We start from the raw sequence: 16544 nt of genomic DNA on the forward strand, positions 1-16544 counted from the left end.
GCAGGCACACCAGGAACCGGCGGCGGACCGGGCGGAGCCGGCGGCCCCACCACAGCAGGCCCGGCCAACATCGTCGCAGCGTGATCAAGCCCACCACCCGGCGCACCAGAAGCCCCCGGCCGCGCACCAGGCGCAGGAGGCGCGGACGGCACGTCAGCCGGCTCACCGGCCGCTGCCCTGGAAACCCCCGGCCGCACCCGCGCCTTGCTCGTCGGCGCGTCGGCGATGCTCCCGGCACCCTCCCCCAACGCCGGCGCTATCGCCGTCCTCGGCAGCTGGCTGCCCCCGGACATCAACGTCGTCTTCGCCTCCGGGGCCACCCCCGAAGAGGACGCCGCCGCACCCTCCTCCGCGTCCGACCCCGACAGCGGCGGCGCGAACACCGTCGCGGGCAACGGCACCGACGGCTCGTCGGCGCCGGAATTCACATCCGTCCCCGCCCACGGCGTCGCCCCCACCGGCACCCCGTCATCGGCGGTCGGCTCGTACGGCACCTCGGCCCCGCTGCGGGACGCGACCGCGTCCGAAGGAACGCCGCCGGCCTCGGAGGCCTCCTTGCGGGGGATCCCCGCACGGTCCGCTGCCTCCTGCAACCACTCCGGCGGACTCAACATGAAGGACGTCTGTTCCGAGTCGATCCGCGGCGACGGAACCGAAGCCTCCGCCACCGGCGCCGGCGCCGCCCCGTACTCCTCCTCGTACCGCCGGATCACCTCACCCACCGGCAACCCCGGCCACAGCGTCACCTCCCCGCTGTCCCGCGCGATGACCAGCCGCTGCCGCCCACCACCGGACACCGGACCCGCCGCACGGTCCTCCGCCCACACCACGAAGCCCAGCCCGAACTCCCGCACCCGCACCTCACGGTGCTGGTACCCGGGCACATCCCCGTTGATCCACTCCTCGGCGCGCTCCTGCGCCTGCGCAAACGTCACCACCGCGCCGTCACCCCTCCACCGGAGCGGCACCCGCAACGGGAACCGAGCGTGCGAATCCGCCGTCCACCATCAGACCGGCCACCGTCTCCAACTCCGGCGGATTGCCCGCCAACCGCTCCAGAAAGGCGTCGAAATCAGCACCGCACGGCAGCAACAGCCGCTCCACGCGCTCCTGCACCGACCAGCCGTCCCGGTCCCGTCCATCGTCGTAGGGAGAGAACCACACGGAACCGATCCCCTCACCCTTCACCTTCACCGCGAGCAACCCGCCCTGCGCGAAAGCCACGCACAGGTAGTCCTTCGTCAGGTGGTCCCGCAGACACTTGTTGACGTACACCAGGTCGTTGACCGCCGCCTCCTCACGCACCGTGAAGAACGGCTGGTCCACCAGCAGGCCCAGCTCCACGTCCAGCCCGGTACCCACCGGCGCACAGCCTCCGGCCGCCTTGAGGAACGAGCGGTACGCCTCCGGCAGCCGGTACCCGAGGTCCTCCTCGACGCCCTGCACCTGCCGCTCCGACACCGACACCACCGACTTCGGCAGACCCAGGTGCACCGGACGCACCTCCTGCAAGGGCCGCGTCCCGCGCTTTTCGTGGTCCACCGGCGCCGTCGCCAGCCCCGCATGGTGGCGCAGCAACGCCTTCACCTCGACCGGAACCAACTCCAACCGGCGCGAACCCGACACGTGGTGCCACGTCCAGCCGTGCGGAGTCGCCACCGCACCGACCGTGTCCCACAGCTCGTGACCCACCGCGCGCATCGCCGCATTCGCGGACACGTAGTCCGTCAGACGCAGCTCGTCCACACCGAAGCCCTCCGGCGGCTCCGCGATCTCCACCGCCGCCCGCGCGTACGGAGAGAAATCGGGATGCCCCTCACCACTCATCCGGACACCGTGAGGATGCCGGGCAGCCCGGACCGGGTCCGGAAAATGCACGACCTGCCCCGAATAAGCGGCGTTGGGTGGCGGGGCCTGCTGCCCGAGCCGACCTGTCGTCATGGCGGTAGCCCCCTGCTGGATCTGGCTGGTTCACCACAGCCTATGTGCTCCCGCAAGAGCGGCAGCCGCCCGCCGGCCGCCCACCCACACCGCGGCCCGCAACATCCGAATTGATACGAAAATTCGACCCCGCTTCCACACCACACGGGACATTTGACAGGCTGTCCCCTCAGCACGGGGGCGTGCGCGACAGCGGCCCACCACCGCCGCCACGGGAGGGAAGAGCGACCATGCAGCACACGGCAACACGCGCGGACCACGCCGGACCGGCACCCACCACCGCCGCCACCACCAGCACAACCGGCACCATCGGCACCACCGGCACCGGCGACCCGCGCCTGCGCTGGAGCACCACGGACGGCCGCACCGTCCCCGTCCTGCGCTTCCGCCGCGACGGCATCCTGCCCACCATCGCCGCAGCCCTCTCCGTACGCGGCGAAACCCTCACCGGCACCGCCGGCAAAGCCGACCAGCCCCCCGCCCTGCACCCGCTCGTCCAGGACTACCTCGACACGCTCACCAGCAGCCAGCGCGAACGCTTCACCGGCCGATGTCCCGAGGCGATACTCCTCTCCCGCCACATCACCGCCGCCGAAGCCGCCCGCAGCAGACGCGCCTCCCGCAAGCCCCTCACCGCGAGCGAAGCCCGCCGCTCCCTGAAGCACGGCAAGATCACCGCCCGCCACATCCGCGAAGACGGCGACCCCCTCCACGGCACCTACGCGCCCCCCTGCCGCTCCTGCCAAGCCCTCCTCGCCCACTTCGGCGTACGCCCCGTCGACCTCTCCCACACCGAGTAGCCGCCATGACCACCTCCGCGTCCTACGACCGCTCCTCAGCCACCCGCTTCCCCACCGCCGTCGACGCCGCCCTGCGCACCGCCGGATGGGAACCCGGCCGCTGGGACATCAAGCAGGCCGAATACTGGGCCGACGCCCTCCGCGATCACACCACCCCCGCCGGACACCGCCACACCGTCTTCCCGGCAGCCGTCGAAGCCTGGGCCGAATTCGGCGGCCTCACCATCACCGCGGCCGGGCCCGGCCGCCAGATAGCCCCCACCCCCGTACGCCTCGACCCCCTCACCGGCCTCCACCTCGCCCGCACCTTCGCCGACCTCGGCCGCGCCCTCTCCACCGAGCTCAGTCCCCTCGGCACCGACGCCGACACCGGCTCCCACCTCGCCATCGACCGCGAGGGCCGCGTCTACGGCATCGACCACACCGGCGACTGGTACCTCGGCGCGTCCCTCGACGAGGCCCTCACCCTCCTGCTCACCGGCCTCCAGCCCACCCGCCTCACCACCGGCTAAGCCTGCACGGACGCACACGGCAGCACGGCCGACACCCGGAACCCGCCCGACTCCGTCGGCCCCGCCACGAACACCCCGCCCAGCCCCAGCACCCGCTCCCGCATCCCCACCAGACCGTTCCCGCCACTGGGCAGGCCCGCGCCACCCGCATCACCGTCACACGGCCCGTTCTCCACCTGCATCGCCACCTCACCCTCCCGGTGAGCCAGCCGCACCACGACCTCCGCACCCGGTGCGTGCTTGTGGCAGTTGGTCAACGCCTCCTGCACCACCCGGTACGCCGTCTGCTCCACCTCAGCCGCATACCCCGGCCGCTCCCCGCGCACATCGAGCCGTACCACCATCCCCGCCGCCCGCGACTGCCCCACCAGCACCTCCAGCTCCGCCAGCGACGGCCCCTCCTCCACAACCGGCGCCGGCACCGCAACCGCCACCGGCTTCGGCACCGCCGGGGCCGGGGCCCGCAACACCCCGAGCATCTCCCGCAGCTCCGTCAACGCCTGCCGGCCCATGTCCCCCACCAACGCCGCGTTCCGCGCCGCCTTCACCGGATCCTTCACCGCCACCGCCTGCAACGCCGCCGCGTGCACCACCATCAACGACACCCGGTGCGCCACCACGTCGTGCATCTCCCGCGCGATCCGCGTCCGCTCCTCCGTACGCGCCCACTCGGCCCGCTCCTCGGCCCGCTCCGCCAGCAGCGACAACTCCCGCTCCAGCGAGTCCGCCCGCTCGTGCAGGCTCTCCATCAGCCGGCGCCGCGCGCCCACGTACATGCCGAGCAGCACCGGCGGCACCGTCAGCGCCACCGCCACGAACACCGACAGCGAGATCAGCAGGGTCTGCGTCACCCCCGCCTCGTCGTCGGTCCGCACGTACATCACCACCAGCGTCGCGACGAGCGACATCGAAGCCACCGTCGCCGTGACCCGCCGGGGCACCTCGCACGCGGCCAGCGTGTACAGCCCCACCACCCCGAGCAGGAACCCCATCACCGCCGGCGTCACCGCGATCGACACCAGCACCACGGCCACCGGCCAACGCCGCCGCAGCACGAGCGTGGCCCCCACCACGAACCCGAACAGCACCCCCAACACGACCGGCACCCCGGCCTCGCGGGCGAAACCCACCCCCTCCCACGCACACTCCAGGGCGGACACCGCCCCGATCCCCACGTCCCACACGACGTCCCGCCGCCGCTCCCACCACAAAGGCGGCCCAGCGCGGCCTTGCTCTTCCCCCGTACTGGTCATGCCGTCCAGCGTACGCAGCGCCCCCACCACGCCCCGGCGGAATTTTCCGGGAAACCGCCGGTAATCGCACGTACGACTGAATGCGCCGCGTGCCGAGACCTGAATCCCGCATTCCGGACGAACCTGGGTCCATGAGCAAATACGCCGACTTCGAGGGTCTCCGCACCCGGGCCGTGGCCCTCCGACGCGAAGGCCTCAGCCGCCGCGAGATCCGCGACCGCCTACAAGTCTTCAACGGCGAGATCCTGAACCGCTTACTGCACGGGGAGCCGGCCCCGGAGTGGACCCGCCGCCCGAACGCCAAGGACGACCTCCGCGATCGAGCCCGCGAGCTCCGTCTCAAAGGCCTCACGTACGACCAGATCCGGACCGAGCTGGGCTGCTCCAAGAGCTCCATCTCCCTCTGGGTCCGCGACCTTCCCAAGGTGGATCACCGCACACCCGAGGAGCAGGGCCGCGACGCCGCCCTGAAACGCTGGGCCTTCGAGGGTCCACGCCGGGAGGCCGCGCGCAACGCCTCGATCGACGCCGCAAGAGCAGCGGTCGGCAGCCTGAGCGACAGGGAACTCTTCTTGGTCGGCGCGGCGCTCTATTGGGCCGAGGGCAGCAAGAGCAAGACATATCGACGGAGCGAGACCGTGACGTTCATCAACAGTGACCCCGGCGTCATCCGCGTCTACATCGCCTGGTTGAACCTCGTCGGCGTCAGCCGTGAGCGACTGCGCTTCCGGGTGATGATCCACGAGACGGCGGACGCGGCCGGCGCGGAGCTGTACTGGGCGGACTTCGTCGGGGTGCGGCGGGCGCAGCTGCAGAAGACCACGCTCAAGAAACACAACCCCAAGACCGTCCGGAAGAACACCGGAACCGACTACCGTGGATGCCTGATCGTCCGTGTGTCCGCGAGCTGCGACTTGTACCGTCGCATTGAGGGCACTTGGTGCGGCATAGTAGGTGCCGTCGACTCGATCAATAGAAGCGAATGTCCGATTTAGTCGGGTTTACCATCCCCTGTGGTGTAATCGGCAGCACTGGGACCTTTGGAGTCCTATGTCCGGGTTCGAGTCCTGGCAGGGGAGCAATACAAGTTCGGGTCCCGACCTCCGCGGTCGGGACCCGGCCTCGTTTCCGGCTCCCGGCCCACCGGTATCCTTCACGGGTCCACCCCCGAAGCCGAAGGGCACACCCGTGAGCGCAACCCGCCCGGCAGCCGTCGTCGTACTCGCAGCGGGTGAAGGCACCCGCATGAAGTCGGCCACTCCCAAGGTTCTGCACGAGATCGCCGGGCGCTCGCTCGTCGGCCACGTCGTCGCCGCCTCGCGCGAGCTGGACCCCGCGCACCTCGTGGTCGTCGTCGGCCACGCCCGCGAGAAGGTCTCCGCGCACCTCGCCGAGATCGACCCGGGTGTCCGCACCGCCGTCCAGTACGAGCAGAACGGCACCGGGCACGCCGTCCGGATGGCCCTCGAAGAGCTCGGCGGAGAGATCACCGGCACCGTGGTGGTCGTCTGCGGCGACACCCCGCTGCTGACCGGCGAGACGCTCCGCCGGCTCGCGCACACGCACGAGGCCGACGGCAACGCCGTCACCGTGCTGACCGCCGAGGTCCCCGACTCGACCGGCTACGGGCGGATCGTCCGGGACTCGGCGACCGGCGCCGTGACGGCCATCGTCGAGCACAAGGACGCCACCGACGCCCAGCGTGCGATCCGTGAGATCAACTCCGGTGTCTTCGCGTTCGACGGGGCGCTGTTGAGCGACGCGCTCGGCAAGGTCCGTACCGACAACAGCCAGGGCGAGGAGTACCTGACCGACGTCCTCGGCATCCTGCGCGAGAGCGGGCACCGCGTGGGCGCGGCCGTGGGCACGGACCACCGGCAGATCCTCGGGATCAACAACCGGGTGCAGCTGGCGGAGGCCCGGGCGCTGCTGAACGCGCGGCTGCTGGAGCGCGCGATGCTCGCCGGGGTGACCGTGGTCGACCCCGCGAGCACGTTCGTGGACGTGACGGTGACCTTCGGGCAGGACGCGGTGGTCCACCCGGGTACGCAGTTGCTGGGGAGCACGCATGTCGCCGAGGGGGCCGAGGTCGGTCCGAACACCCGGCTGACGGACACGCGGGTCGGCGCGGGGGCGCGGGTGGACAACACGGTCGCGGTTTCCGCGGTGGTCGGGGAGTCGGCGAGTGTGGGCCCGTTCGCGTACTTGCGGCCGGGGACGGTTCTCGGTGCGAAGGCCAAGGCCGGCACGTACGTGGAGATGAAGAACGCGACGATCGGTGAGGGCACGAAGGTGCCGCACCTGTCGTACGTCGGGGACGCGACGATCGGCGAGTACTCCAACATCGGTGCGGCGAGCGTCTTCGTGAACTACGACGGTGAGCACAAGCACCACACGACGATCGGTTCACACTGCAAGACGGGTTCGGACAACATGTTTGTGGCTCCCGTCACGGTCGGGGACGGTGCTTACACGGCGGCCGGATCGGTGATCACGAAGGACGTGCCGCCGGGTGCGCTGGCCGTTGCCCGTGGCCAGCAGCGGAATATCGAGGGCTGGGTGGCTCGCAAGCGTCCGGGGAGCGCCGCTGCCGCGGCGGCCGAGTCGGCGGTCGGGGAGGACTCGGGGCCGCGTTGAGGGGCCGTCCGGGTGAACTGACCGGAAACAGGTGCGTCGGCGACGGCGTACCGTGATAGGTGCACGCAATTCGGCTGGCTCACCGTGTGCGGGACGGACGCACACGGGGGCGAGCAGCTTTCAACACGTCTGAGGAGACTGTGCTGTGACCGGGATCAAGACGACCGGCGAGAAGAAGCTGATGCTCTTCTCCGGCCGCGCCCACCCCGAGCTGGCCGAGGAGGTCGCGCACCAGTTGGGCGTCGCTCTGGTGCCGACGAAGGCTTTCGACTTCGCGAACGGTGAGATCTACGTTCGGTTCCAGGAGTCGGCGCGTGGTGCGGACTGCTTCCTGATCCAGAGCCACACGGCTCCGATCAACAAGTGGATCATGGAGCAGCTGATCATGATCGACGCGTTGAAGCGTGCTTCGGCGCGTTCCATCACGGTGATCGTGCCGTCGTACGGGTACGCCCGTCAGGACAAGAAGCACAAGGGTCGCGAGCCGATCTCGGCGCGTCTGGTGGCGGACCTGCTCAAGACGGCTGGTGCGGACCGGATCCTCACGGTGGACCTGCACACGGACCAGATCCAGGGCTTCTTCGACGGTCCGGTGGACCACCTGTCGGCGCTGACGGTCCTCGCGGACTACGTGGGCGCGAAGGTGGACCGGTCGAAGCTGACGATCGTGTCCCCGGACGCGGGCCGGGTGCGCGTGGCGGACCGCTGGTGTGACCGTCTGGACGCGCCGCTGGCGATCGTGCACAAGCGCCGCGACAAGGACGTGGCGAACCAGGTGACCGTCCACGAGGTCGTGGGTGAGGTCAAGGGCCGGGTCTGCGTCCTGGTGGACGACATGATCGACACGGGTGGCACGATCTGCGCCGCGGCCGACGCGCTGTTCGCGCACGGTGCGGAGGACGTCATCGTGACGGCGACGCACGGCATCCTGTCGGGTCCTGCGGCCGACCGGCTCAAGAACTCGAAGGTCAGCGAGTTCGTGTTCACGAACACGCTGCCGGACCCCTCGGACCTGGAACTGGACAAGATCACGGTGCTGTCGATCGCCCCGATGATCGCGCGTGCGGTGCGCGAGGTCTTCGAGGACGGTTCGGTCACGAGCCTGTTCGAAGAGCAGCAGTAGCAGCGGTCGGCGGGCCGGCCCGCTGATCCTTTTGGGTGTGGCCTCCCGGCCGGGTAGACTCTTCGAGTTGCTCGGCGAGGGAGGCCGTACCTGTTTTCGGGTGCGGATGCTCCGTTATCGACGCGCTCTTCGTAGCAGGCCGTTTCGGCCGGGTGACCGTCGTCCTTTTTCCGTCACCCCACGAGGAGTGAGCATGTCCGAGGTCAAGCTTTCCGCCGAGTCCCGCACCGACTTCGGCAAGGGCGCTGCCCGTCAGGCCCGTCGCGACGCCCTGACCCCCGCCGTCATCTACGGCCACGGCACCGACCCGAAGCACGTCAACGTCGACGCCCACGCCCTTCAGCTGGCGCTGCGCACCCCGAACGTCCTGATCTCCCTGGACATCAAGGACGGCGGCACCGAGCTGGTCATCCCGAAGGCCGTGCAGAAGCACCCGCTGAAGCGCTCGGTCTCGCACGTCGACTTCCTGATCGTCAAGAAGGGCGAGAAGGTCACCGTCGACGTCGCGATCGTCACCGAGGGCGAGCTGGCCCCGGGCGGCAACATGCTGGAGACCCTCCAGAACACCATCTCCGTCGAGGCCGAGGCCACGCACATCCCGACCGAGGTCACCGTCTCCATCGCGGGCCTGGAGGCCGGCGCGACCATTCACGCGTCCGACCTGGTCCTGCCGAAGGGCACCACGCTGGCCGTCGACGGTGACATCGCCGTCCTGCAGGTCGTCGCCCCGCAGGCCGAGGAGCCGGCCGCCGAGGCCGACGCCGAGGGCTCCGAGGCCTGAGTTCCGCCTCTCCCCCTCAGCATTCGCAGCACTTGCTGAACGACCGCCGTCCGGCTCCACTGGAGCGGGACGGCGGTCGTCTTCGTTCCAGGCACTTGAAGGAGCTTTTGATGTCGGACGACGCGGCGCCCTGGCTGATCGTCGGTCTCGGGAATCCCGGGGCGGAGTACGCGGGCAACCGCCACAACATCGGGTTCATGGTGGTGGACCTGTTGGCGGAGCGGATGCGCGGGAAGTTCAAGGCGCACAAGGCGCGGGCGCAGGTGGTGGAGGGCCGGATCGGTTCTCCGGGGCCGGCGAACCGGCGGGTGGTGCTGGCGAAGCCGATGTCGTTCATGAACCTGTCGGGTGGCCCGGTGTCGGCGTTGCGGGACTTCTACAAGGTGCCGCTGGAGCGGATCGTCGCGGTCCACGACGAGCTGGACATCGACTATCCGACGCTCCGGTTGAAGCTCGGTGGCGGTGACAACGGGCACAACGGGTTGAAGTCGATGACGAAGGCGATGGGGCCGGATTACCACCGGGTGCGGTGCGGTATCGGGCGGCCGCCGGGCCGGATGCAGGTGGCGGACTTCGTGTTGAAGGACTTTTCGTCCACGGAGCGCAAGGAGCTGGACTGGTTCGTGGACCGGTCGGCGGATGCGGTGGAGTGCCTGGTCCAGGAGGGTCTGGAGCGGGCGCAGTCGGCGTACAACGCGTAGCGGAACGTGCGGAAGGGGGTCTGCCCGTGCCAGTCGGCACGGGCAGACCCCCTTCCGGCTTGCCCGGTGCCGGTCAGCCGGTGTTGCGCAGGCCGGCGGCGACGCCGTTGACGGTGAGGAGGAGGGCGCGGCCGAGGAGCGGGTCGGGTTCTTCGCCGCGTTCGGCGGCGGCGCGCTGGCGGGCGAGGAGGGAGACCTGGAGGTAGGAGATGGGGTCGAGGTAGGCGTCGCGGACGGCGAAGGTCTGCTGGAGGACGGGGTGGGAGTCGAGGAGCTTCTCCCCGCCGGTGATGCGCAGGACCTCGCGGACGGTGAGTTCGTGTTCGGCCTGGATGCGGTCGAAGACGTGCTTGAGGTGGTCGGGGACGAGGGTGTCGACGTAGTGGCGGGCGATCCGCAGGTCCGTCTTGGCGAGGGTCATCTCGACGTTGGACAGGAAGTTGCGGAAGAAGTGCCAGCGCTCGCCCATTTCGGCGAGGGCGTCGTCCTGGCCGGCTTCGCGCAGGGCCTTGAGGCCGGAGCCGACGCCGTACCAGCCGGGGACGATCTGGCGGGACTGGGTCCAGCCGAAGACCCACGGGATGGCGCGCAGGCCGTCGAGTCCGGCGCCGGAGTCGGGGCGGCGGGAGGGCCGGGAGCCGAGGTGGAGGTCGGCGAGCTGGTCGACGGGGGTGGCGGCGAAGAAGTAGGCCGGGAGGTCGGGGTCTTCGACGAGGGCGCGGTAGGCGGCGTGCGCGGCGTCGGAGACGGTGTCCATGGCCGCGTCCCAGCGGGCGAGGTCGTCGTGGGACTGGCGGGGGGCGGTGTGCAGGGCGGAGGCCTGGAGGGTCGCGGCGACCGTCAGTTCGAGGTTCTCGCGGGCGAGGGACGGTACGAGGTACTTGTCGGAGATGACCTCGCCCTGTTCGGTGACCTTGATCTCGCCTTCGAGGGTGCCCCAGGGCTGGGCGAGGATCGCGTCGTGGGAGGGGCCGCCGCCGCGGCCGACGGTGCCGCCGCGGCCGTGGAACAGGCGCAGGCGGACGCCGTAGCGGTGGGCGACGTCGCGCAGGCGGCGCTGGGCGCGGTGGATCTCCCACTGGCTGGTGGTGATGCCGCCGAACTTGGAGGAGTCGGAGTAGCCGAGCATGACCTCCTGGACGTCGCCGCGCAGGGAGACCAGACGGCGGTAGGAGGGGTCGGCGAGCATGGCGTCGAGGATGACGTCGGCGGCCTTGAGCTCGTCGGTGGTCTCCAGGAGCGGAACGATTCCGATCTTGGCCCAGCCGGCGTGGAGGTCGATGAGGCCGGCTTCGCGGGCGAGGACGGCGGCGGCGAAGACGTCGTCGGCGCCCTGGCACATCGAGATGATGTAGGACTCGATGACTTCGGGGCCGAACTTCTCGAAGGCGTCCTTGATGGCGAAGAAGACACCGAGGGTCTTGGCGCCGGCGGCGTCGAGGGGCGCGGGGGTGGGGGCGAGGGGGCGGCGGGAGCGCAGTTCCTTGGCGAGGAGCTTGCCGCGGTAGTCGCGGGGCATGTCGGCGTAGCGCCAGGATTCCTCGCCGAGGCGGTCGAAGAGCTGGCCGAGGGCGTGGTGGTGGGCGTCGGCATGTTCGCGGACGTCCATGGTGGCGAGCTGGAGGCCGAAGGCGGCCAGCGTGCGGATGGTGCGGTCCATGCGGCCGTCGGCGAAGAGGACCGCGCGGTGCTCGCGCAGGGAGGTCTGGATGAGGGTGAGGTCGGCGAGGAGTTCGGCGGTGCCGAGGTAGTCGCGGCCGTCCTGGTGGGGGGTGCCGCCGGCGAGGCGTTCGCGGGTGTTGAGGAGCTTCTGGCGGACGCAGGTCGCCTTGAGGCGGTAGGGCTCTTCCGCGTTGAGGCGCTTGTACCGGGGGCTGATCTCGGGCAGGCGTTCGAGATCGGTCTGGAGGGAGGTGAGGAGTTCCTCGGTGGCCCCGGTGTAGCGGATGGAGTTGGACAGCAGTCCGCGCAGTTCGTCGATGGCGGCGAGGGCGTCGGTGATGCCGTGTTCGTGCTGGAGGATCAGGACGTCGCGGGTGACGTCGGGGGTGACGTTGGGGTTGCCGTCGCGGTCGCCGCCGATCCAGGTGCCGAAGGTGAGGGGGCGGGTGCCGGGGGGCAGTTCGACGCCGACGCGCTGGAGCTCGGCGGCGAGGTCTTCGAGTACGTCGCCCACGGCGCCGGCGTGCAGCTCGTCGAGGTAGTAGATGGCGTTGCGGGCTTCGTCGGCGGGTTCGGGACGCACGACGCGCAGTTCGTCGGTCTGCCAGACGAGGTCGATGTTCTCGGCGAGCCGCAGGTCGTGGCGGCGGCGCTCGCCGGCGCCCGTGGCGGGCTCTTCGAGGAGCGCGGCGATGCGGCGCAGCTTGTTGAGGACGCTGCGGCGGGCCGCTTCGGTGGGGTGGGCGGTGAAGACGGGCCGCACGTTGAGGTTCTTGACCGTTTCGCGCAGGTGTGCGGGATCGGCGTCCTTGAGCATGTCGGCGGTCCGGGCGAGGAGGCCGCCTTCGGCGGCCCGGTGGGCGCGCAGTTCCTTGCCGCGGTGTACCTGTTCGGTGACGTTGGCGAGGTGGAAGTAGGTGGAGAAGGCGCGGACGAGCTTGGCGGCGGTTTCCAGGTCGGTGTCGCCGAGGAGCCGGGCGGCGGCTTCGCCGTCGGTGCGGGTGAGGGCGCGGACGCGTTCGACGAGGTCGAGGAGGTCCTGGCCTTCCTGGCGTACGAGGGTCTCACCGAGGAGGTCGCCGAGGCGGCGGATGTCGGCTCGCAGTTCCGCGTTGGCGGTGGCGGCCTGCGTGAGGGTGGCCTTGGTGGCCGGGGCCTGGGTGACGGGGGCCTGGGAGGCCTGGTCAGCACTGCTCACAGGTGCGGCTCCTTGCAGTGTTCGAGCGCTACTGGGCGGTGGGCTCCCGGGGCGGGCGCGGCGGTGCCGCTGCGCAGCCCGGGCTGCCCGTGCGGACCGCGCTGTCCGACGTGACCAGGATAGGTGGCCGGTGCTCGTGTGACGGCAGCGCGGGCCTGCTGCGCCCGGCGGGCGTGCTCCTCTTGCCGCGAGCGGGAGCTTTGCCATACTTACGTTGCCGTAGGTTACGGGACCGTAGGGTCCGTGATCATGCGCTCCCCCGTCTCCTCACCCCCCAGGGGATCCACTGTGACCATGACCGACGACCTGATCGACGGCGCTTCGGCGCCGTCCCCGACGAGTGGGCCGTCCGCGACGCGCGGAGGCGAGAGCAAGCGGTCCGTCGAGCAGATCGCGTTGCTCTTGTTCATCACCGTCCCCTTCGTGGCGCTGCTGGGGGCGATCCCGCTGGCGTGGGGGTGGGGGGTGAGCTGGCTGGACGTCGGCCTGATGGTGTTCATGTACTTCCTGGCGTGCCACGGCATCACGATCGGTTTCCACCGCTATTTCACGCACGGTTCCTTCAAGGCGAAGCGGCCGCTGCGGATCGTGCTGGCGGTGATGGGCTCGATGGCGGTGGAGGGGCCGCTGGTGCGGTGGGTGGCGGATCACCGCAAGCACCACAAGTTCTCCGATCACGAAGGCGACCCGCACTCGCCGTGGCGGTTCGGCGAGACGGTCCCGGCGCTGATGAAGGGGCTGTGGTGGGCACACATCGGATGGCTGTTCGACGAGGAGCAGACGAACCAGGCGAAGTACGCGCCCGACCTGATCAAGGACCCGGCGATCCGGCGGATCTCACGGGACTTCGTGTACTGGACGGTGCTGTCGCTGGCGATCCCGCCGCTGGTCGGGGGTCTGGTCACGATGTCGTGGTGGGGGGCCTTCACGGCGTTCTTCTGGGGTTCGCTGGTGCGGGTCGCGCTATTGCACCACGTGACGTGGTCGATCAATTCGATCTGCCACGCGGTGGGCAACCGTCCGTTCAAGTCGCGGGACCGCTCGGGGAACGTGTGGTGGCTGGCGGTGCTGTCGTGCGGCGAGTCCTGGCACAACCTCCACCACGCGGAGCCGACGTCGGCGCGCCACGGTGTACTGCGCGGGCAGGTCGATTCCAGTGCGCGGCTGATCCGCTGGTTCGAACAGCTGGGGTGGGCTTCGGACGTGCGGTGGCCGTCGGAAGCCCGCATCGCTGCCCGGCGCAAGGAAATGCCTTCGAACGCGGCATGATGGGGGACGTGGCGATCGACGGCAGCAGTAGTACCAGCGGTGACAAGCCCCGGCGTGGTCGCCGCGTGCGGATGACGGGGGCGGAGCGACGTCAGCAGCTGCTGGACATCGGCCGGGCGCTGTTCGCCGAGAAGGGCTTCGAGGGCACGTCGGTGGAGGAGATCGCGGCGAAGGCCGGGGTGTCGAAGCCGGTGGTGTACGAGCACTTCGGGGGCAAGGAAGGCCTGTACGCGGTGGTCGTCGACCGCGAGATGCGACAGCTGCTGGACGGGGTGACGGGCGCGCTGACGGCCGGGCATCCGCGGGAGCTGCTGGAGCAGGCGGCTTTCGCGCTGCTGGATTACATCGAGAGCTATACGGACGGGTTCCGCATTCTGGTGCGGGATTCGCCGGTGGCGCAGTCGACGGGTACGTTCGCGTCGCTGATCAGCGACATCGCCACGCAGGTGGAGGACATCTTGGGCCTGGAGTTCAAGGCCCGCGGTTTCGACCCGAAGCTGGCTCCGCTGTACGCGCAGGCACTGGTGGGGATGGTGGCGCTGACGGGCCAGTGGTGGCTGGAGACGCGGCGCCCGAAGAAGGCGGAGGTGGCGGCGCACCTGGTCAACCTGGCCTGGCACGGCCTGGAGAACCTGGAGGCCCGCCCCCGCCTGGTCGGCCACCGCAGGAGCTGACGGGACCGTCAGCCGCTCGACCGCCAAGGGCTCGAAAGGTTGTACGGAAAACTACTTTGACCTCGTGAAACGCGCCGGTACCGTGGGGTCCACTTCCGGGGGGAAAGTACGACCGACGCCCAGTGCCGTTCTCGGGCTGCGCCCACGACCGTCGTGACGACCACCCGGTTCCACTGCGAGTCACTGGGGAACCCACTTGCGCTCTTCGCGCCTCGGCCGCATCGCGGCCTGCACCGCTCTCGCCCTCTCCGCGGGCACCCTGCTCTCCGTAGGCCAGGCGACCGCTGCCGGCAAGACCTCGGACCGCCCGGCGCCCGCCGCGGCCAAGGCATCGACCAGCCCGAAGGCCGCCGTCCCGCACGCCGCCGCCCCGGCACCCGGCGTGGTGGCGCCGAAGGCCAAGTCCGCGAACCAGGGCGCTCGCGCGGCCGCTCCGCAGGGCGTCGCCGCCGCTGCCGCGGGCAACGTCGCCCAGCCTCGCCTGGACCTGGACGGCGACGGCTTCAGCGACCTGGTCTTCCGTGACACGCGCGGCTGGGCCGGCGCCTTCGCGACCAGCGCTCCGGCGGGCAACCCCGCCACCGCCTTCCGCATCCAGGGCGACGACACCGAGACGGTCAAGGACATCATCGCCCTCGGCAACGTCGGCGGCAGCTGGAACCCCGAGATCCTCACGCTCACCTTCGACGGCAAGCTCCAGCTCCGCGAGACCTCGGGCGGCTACGCCGGTGCGCCGACCTGGACCGGCTCCGGCTGGCAGATGTACAACCGCGTCATCGCGGCGGGCGACCTGAACAAGGACGGACGCCCCGACGTCCTCGCCCGCACGCCCGCCGGTGACCTGTACTACTACAAGAGCACCGGCAACCTCGCCAGCCCGTTCGCAGCCGCGGTGAAGGTCAGCGGCGGCTGGAACCAGTACGACCAGATCGTCGGCCTGAGCGACATCGACGGCGACGGCGACGCGGACGTCCTGGGCCGCACGTACACGGGTGAGCTGTTCCTCCACAAGGGCACCGGCAACGGCGCCAGCCCGTTCGAGTGGCGGACCCAGATCGCCTCCGGCTGGACCGGATACACGCAGATCATCGCCGCCGACGACATCGACGGCGACGGCAAGGCCGACATGATGGGCGTCACCCCCACCGGTGACCTGTTCTGCCACTTCTCCGAGGGCAACGGCCTGTTCAGCCAGCAGTACAACTGCGGCTCGAACTGGAAGAGCACCGAGCTCTTCCTCGGTGCGGGCATCACTCCGGTCTACGGCAAGCACAACGTCGGCACGATCGACGCCGGCGGCCAGTACTGGTCGTACGACGCCAAGAGCGACGGCACGCTCTTCGAGCCGCGCAAGTCCGGGGACTTCGTCTGGCCGGACGACGGCTCCAAGCTGGTCGTCGTCAGCGGCCTGGACAAGACCGGCTGGGGCCACAAGTTCCAGTTCAACCAGTGGGGTCTGACCAACCGCACCACGAACCAGAGCATCGCCGGCGACTGGTGGGGCGTCACCAACGCGGTCCTCGGCGGCGGCGACGTCTCCGGCGACGGCAAGGGCGACCTGCTGACCCGCGACATCTGGGGCAACCTGTACGTCCACCAGGGCAACGGCACCGGCAACGCCTTCGCCGCCCCGGTGAACGTCGGCGGCGGCTGGGGCCAGTACAAGCAGCTCGCCTCCGGTGACTTCAACGGTGACGGCTACGCGGACCTGGTCGGCATCGACAACAGCGGCGGCCTCTACTTCCACCCGGGCACCGGCAAGGCCGCCGCACCGTTCGGCACCCGCTGGCAGGTCTACGCCTTCATGGGGGGCTACAAGGACGTCGTGTCGCCCGGCGACCTCACCGGCGACGGCAAGGCCGACCTGGTGCTCGTCGACGCCGGCGGCAACGCGTTCCGCATGGAAGGCGGCCACAGCCTCTTCGGCAGCGAGGTCCTCACCCCGCAGGTCATGTTCCGCGGCAACATGAGCTACCGCAGCATCGGCTAGCCC

14 protein-coding genes and 1 tRNA gene are annotated in these 16544 nt (G+C 70.2%); 11 read left to right on the forward strand and 4 right to left on the reverse strand.

Features of this window, described 5'->3' with window-relative positions; genetic code table 11:
- Nucleotides 1-938: SUKH-4 family immunity protein (locus IE207_RS23560; protein ID WP_506004950.1), on the reverse strand; the 938-nt coding region annotated here is incomplete at its 3' end.
- A gap of 7 nt (nt 939-945) precedes the next feature.
- Nucleotides 946-1941: an SMI1/KNR4 family protein gene (locus IE207_RS23565; protein ID WP_190186285.1), complete on the reverse strand. Its 996-nt coding sequence runs from the start codon at nt 1939-1941 to the stop codon at nt 946-948.
- A gap of 230 nt (nt 1942-2171) precedes the next feature.
- Here IE207_RS23565 and IE207_RS23570 point away from each other — a divergent pair, with 230 nt between their 5' ends.
- Nucleotides 2172-2741 carry a YwqJ-related putative deaminase gene (locus IE207_RS23570; protein WP_190186286.1) on the forward strand — a complete coding sequence of 190 codons (570 nt, stop codon included), beginning with the start codon at nt 2172-2174 and terminating at the stop codon, nt 2739-2741.
- A gap of 5 nt (nt 2742-2746) precedes the next feature.
- Nucleotides 2747-3253: an SUKH-3 domain-containing protein gene (locus IE207_RS23575; RefSeq protein WP_190186287.1), complete on the forward strand. Its 507-nt coding sequence runs from the start codon at nt 2747-2749 to the stop codon at nt 3251-3253.
- Here IE207_RS23575 and IE207_RS23580 read toward each other — a convergent pair.
- Nucleotides 3250-4506 (reverse strand): sensor histidine kinase, encoded by a 1257-nt coding sequence (locus IE207_RS23580; protein WP_190186288.1) that lies wholly within the window; start codon nt 4504-4506, stop codon nt 3250-3252. The genes IE207_RS23575 and IE207_RS23580 overlap by 4 nt on opposite strands.
- Before the next feature lie 131 nt (nt 4507-4637).
- On the opposite strand from IE207_RS23580, the gene IE207_RS23585 reads away from it, so the two are divergent.
- The 6 genes from IE207_RS23585 to pth all read left to right on the forward strand — a co-directional run bounded on the left by IE207_RS23585 (nt 4638) and on the right by pth (nt 9748).
- Nucleotides 4638-5501, forward strand: coding sequence for a hypothetical protein (locus IE207_RS23585; protein WP_229873921.1), 864 nt, complete (start codon nt 4638-4640; stop codon nt 5499-5501).
- Between the two features lie 12 nt (nt 5502-5513).
- Nucleotides 5514-5585 (forward strand) — tRNA-Gln (locus IE207_RS23590).
- 109 nt (nt 5586-5694) lie between these two features.
- Nucleotides 5695-7143 (forward strand): bifunctional UDP-N-acetylglucosamine diphosphorylase/glucosamine-1-phosphate N-acetyltransferase GlmU, encoded by a 1449-nt coding sequence (gene glmU, locus IE207_RS23595; protein WP_190186290.1) that lies wholly within the window; start codon nt 5695-5697, stop codon nt 7141-7143.
- A 145-nt stretch (nt 7144-7288) separates the two neighbouring features.
- Nucleotides 7289-8266, forward strand: a complete 978-nt coding sequence (locus IE207_RS23600) for a ribose-phosphate diphosphokinase (protein WP_136213578.1) — start codon at nt 7289-7291, stop codon at nt 8264-8266.
- Between the two features lie 193 nt (nt 8267-8459).
- Nucleotides 8460-9047: a 50S ribosomal protein L25/general stress protein Ctc gene (locus IE207_RS23605; RefSeq protein WP_190186291.1), complete on the forward strand. Its 588-nt coding sequence runs from the start codon at nt 8460-8462 to the stop codon at nt 9045-9047.
- A 110-nt stretch (nt 9048-9157) separates the two neighbouring features.
- On the forward strand, nt 9158-9748 hold the full coding sequence (pth, locus tag IE207_RS23610; RefSeq protein WP_190186292.1) for an aminoacyl-tRNA hydrolase: 591 nt from the start codon (nt 9158-9160) through the stop codon (nt 9746-9748).
- A gap of 73 nt (nt 9749-9821) precedes the next feature.
- Here pth and ppc read toward each other — a convergent pair whose 3' ends face one another.
- The gene (ppc, locus tag IE207_RS23615) at nt 9822-12515 is read right to left on the reverse strand and encodes a phosphoenolpyruvate carboxylase (RefSeq protein ID WP_190186449.1); all 2694 of its coding nucleotides are present in this window, start codon (nt 12513-12515) and stop codon (nt 9822-9824) included.
- Nucleotides 12516-12902: 387 nt separating this feature from the next.
- Between ppc and IE207_RS23620 the strand changes: the two genes are divergently transcribed.
- From IE207_RS23620 to IE207_RS23630, 3 genes are all read left to right on the forward strand, one after another.
- The gene (locus tag IE207_RS23620; RefSeq protein ID WP_190186293.1) at nt 12903-13877 is read left to right on the forward strand and encodes an acyl-CoA desaturase; all 975 of its coding nucleotides are present in this window, start codon (nt 12903-12905) and stop codon (nt 13875-13877) included.
- Nucleotides 13874-14551 carry a TetR/AcrR family transcriptional regulator gene (locus IE207_RS23625; RefSeq protein ID WP_190186294.1) on the forward strand — a complete coding sequence of 226 codons (678 nt, stop codon included), beginning with the start codon at nt 13874-13876 and terminating at the stop codon, nt 14549-14551. The genes IE207_RS23620 and IE207_RS23625 overlap by 4 nt, the downstream gene beginning before the upstream one ends.
- 196 nt (nt 14552-14747) lie before the next feature.
- Entirely contained in the window at nt 14748-16541 is a 1794-nt protein-coding gene (locus tag IE207_RS23630) for an FG-GAP repeat domain-containing protein (protein ID WP_190186295.1), read from the forward strand.
- The last annotated feature ends 3 nt before the right edge of the window (nt 16542-16544 follow it).

The organism is Streptomyces cirratus, assembly GCF_014650775.1.
Lineage (GTDB): Bacteria > Actinomycetota > Actinomycetes > Streptomycetales > Streptomycetaceae > Streptomyces > Streptomyces cirratus.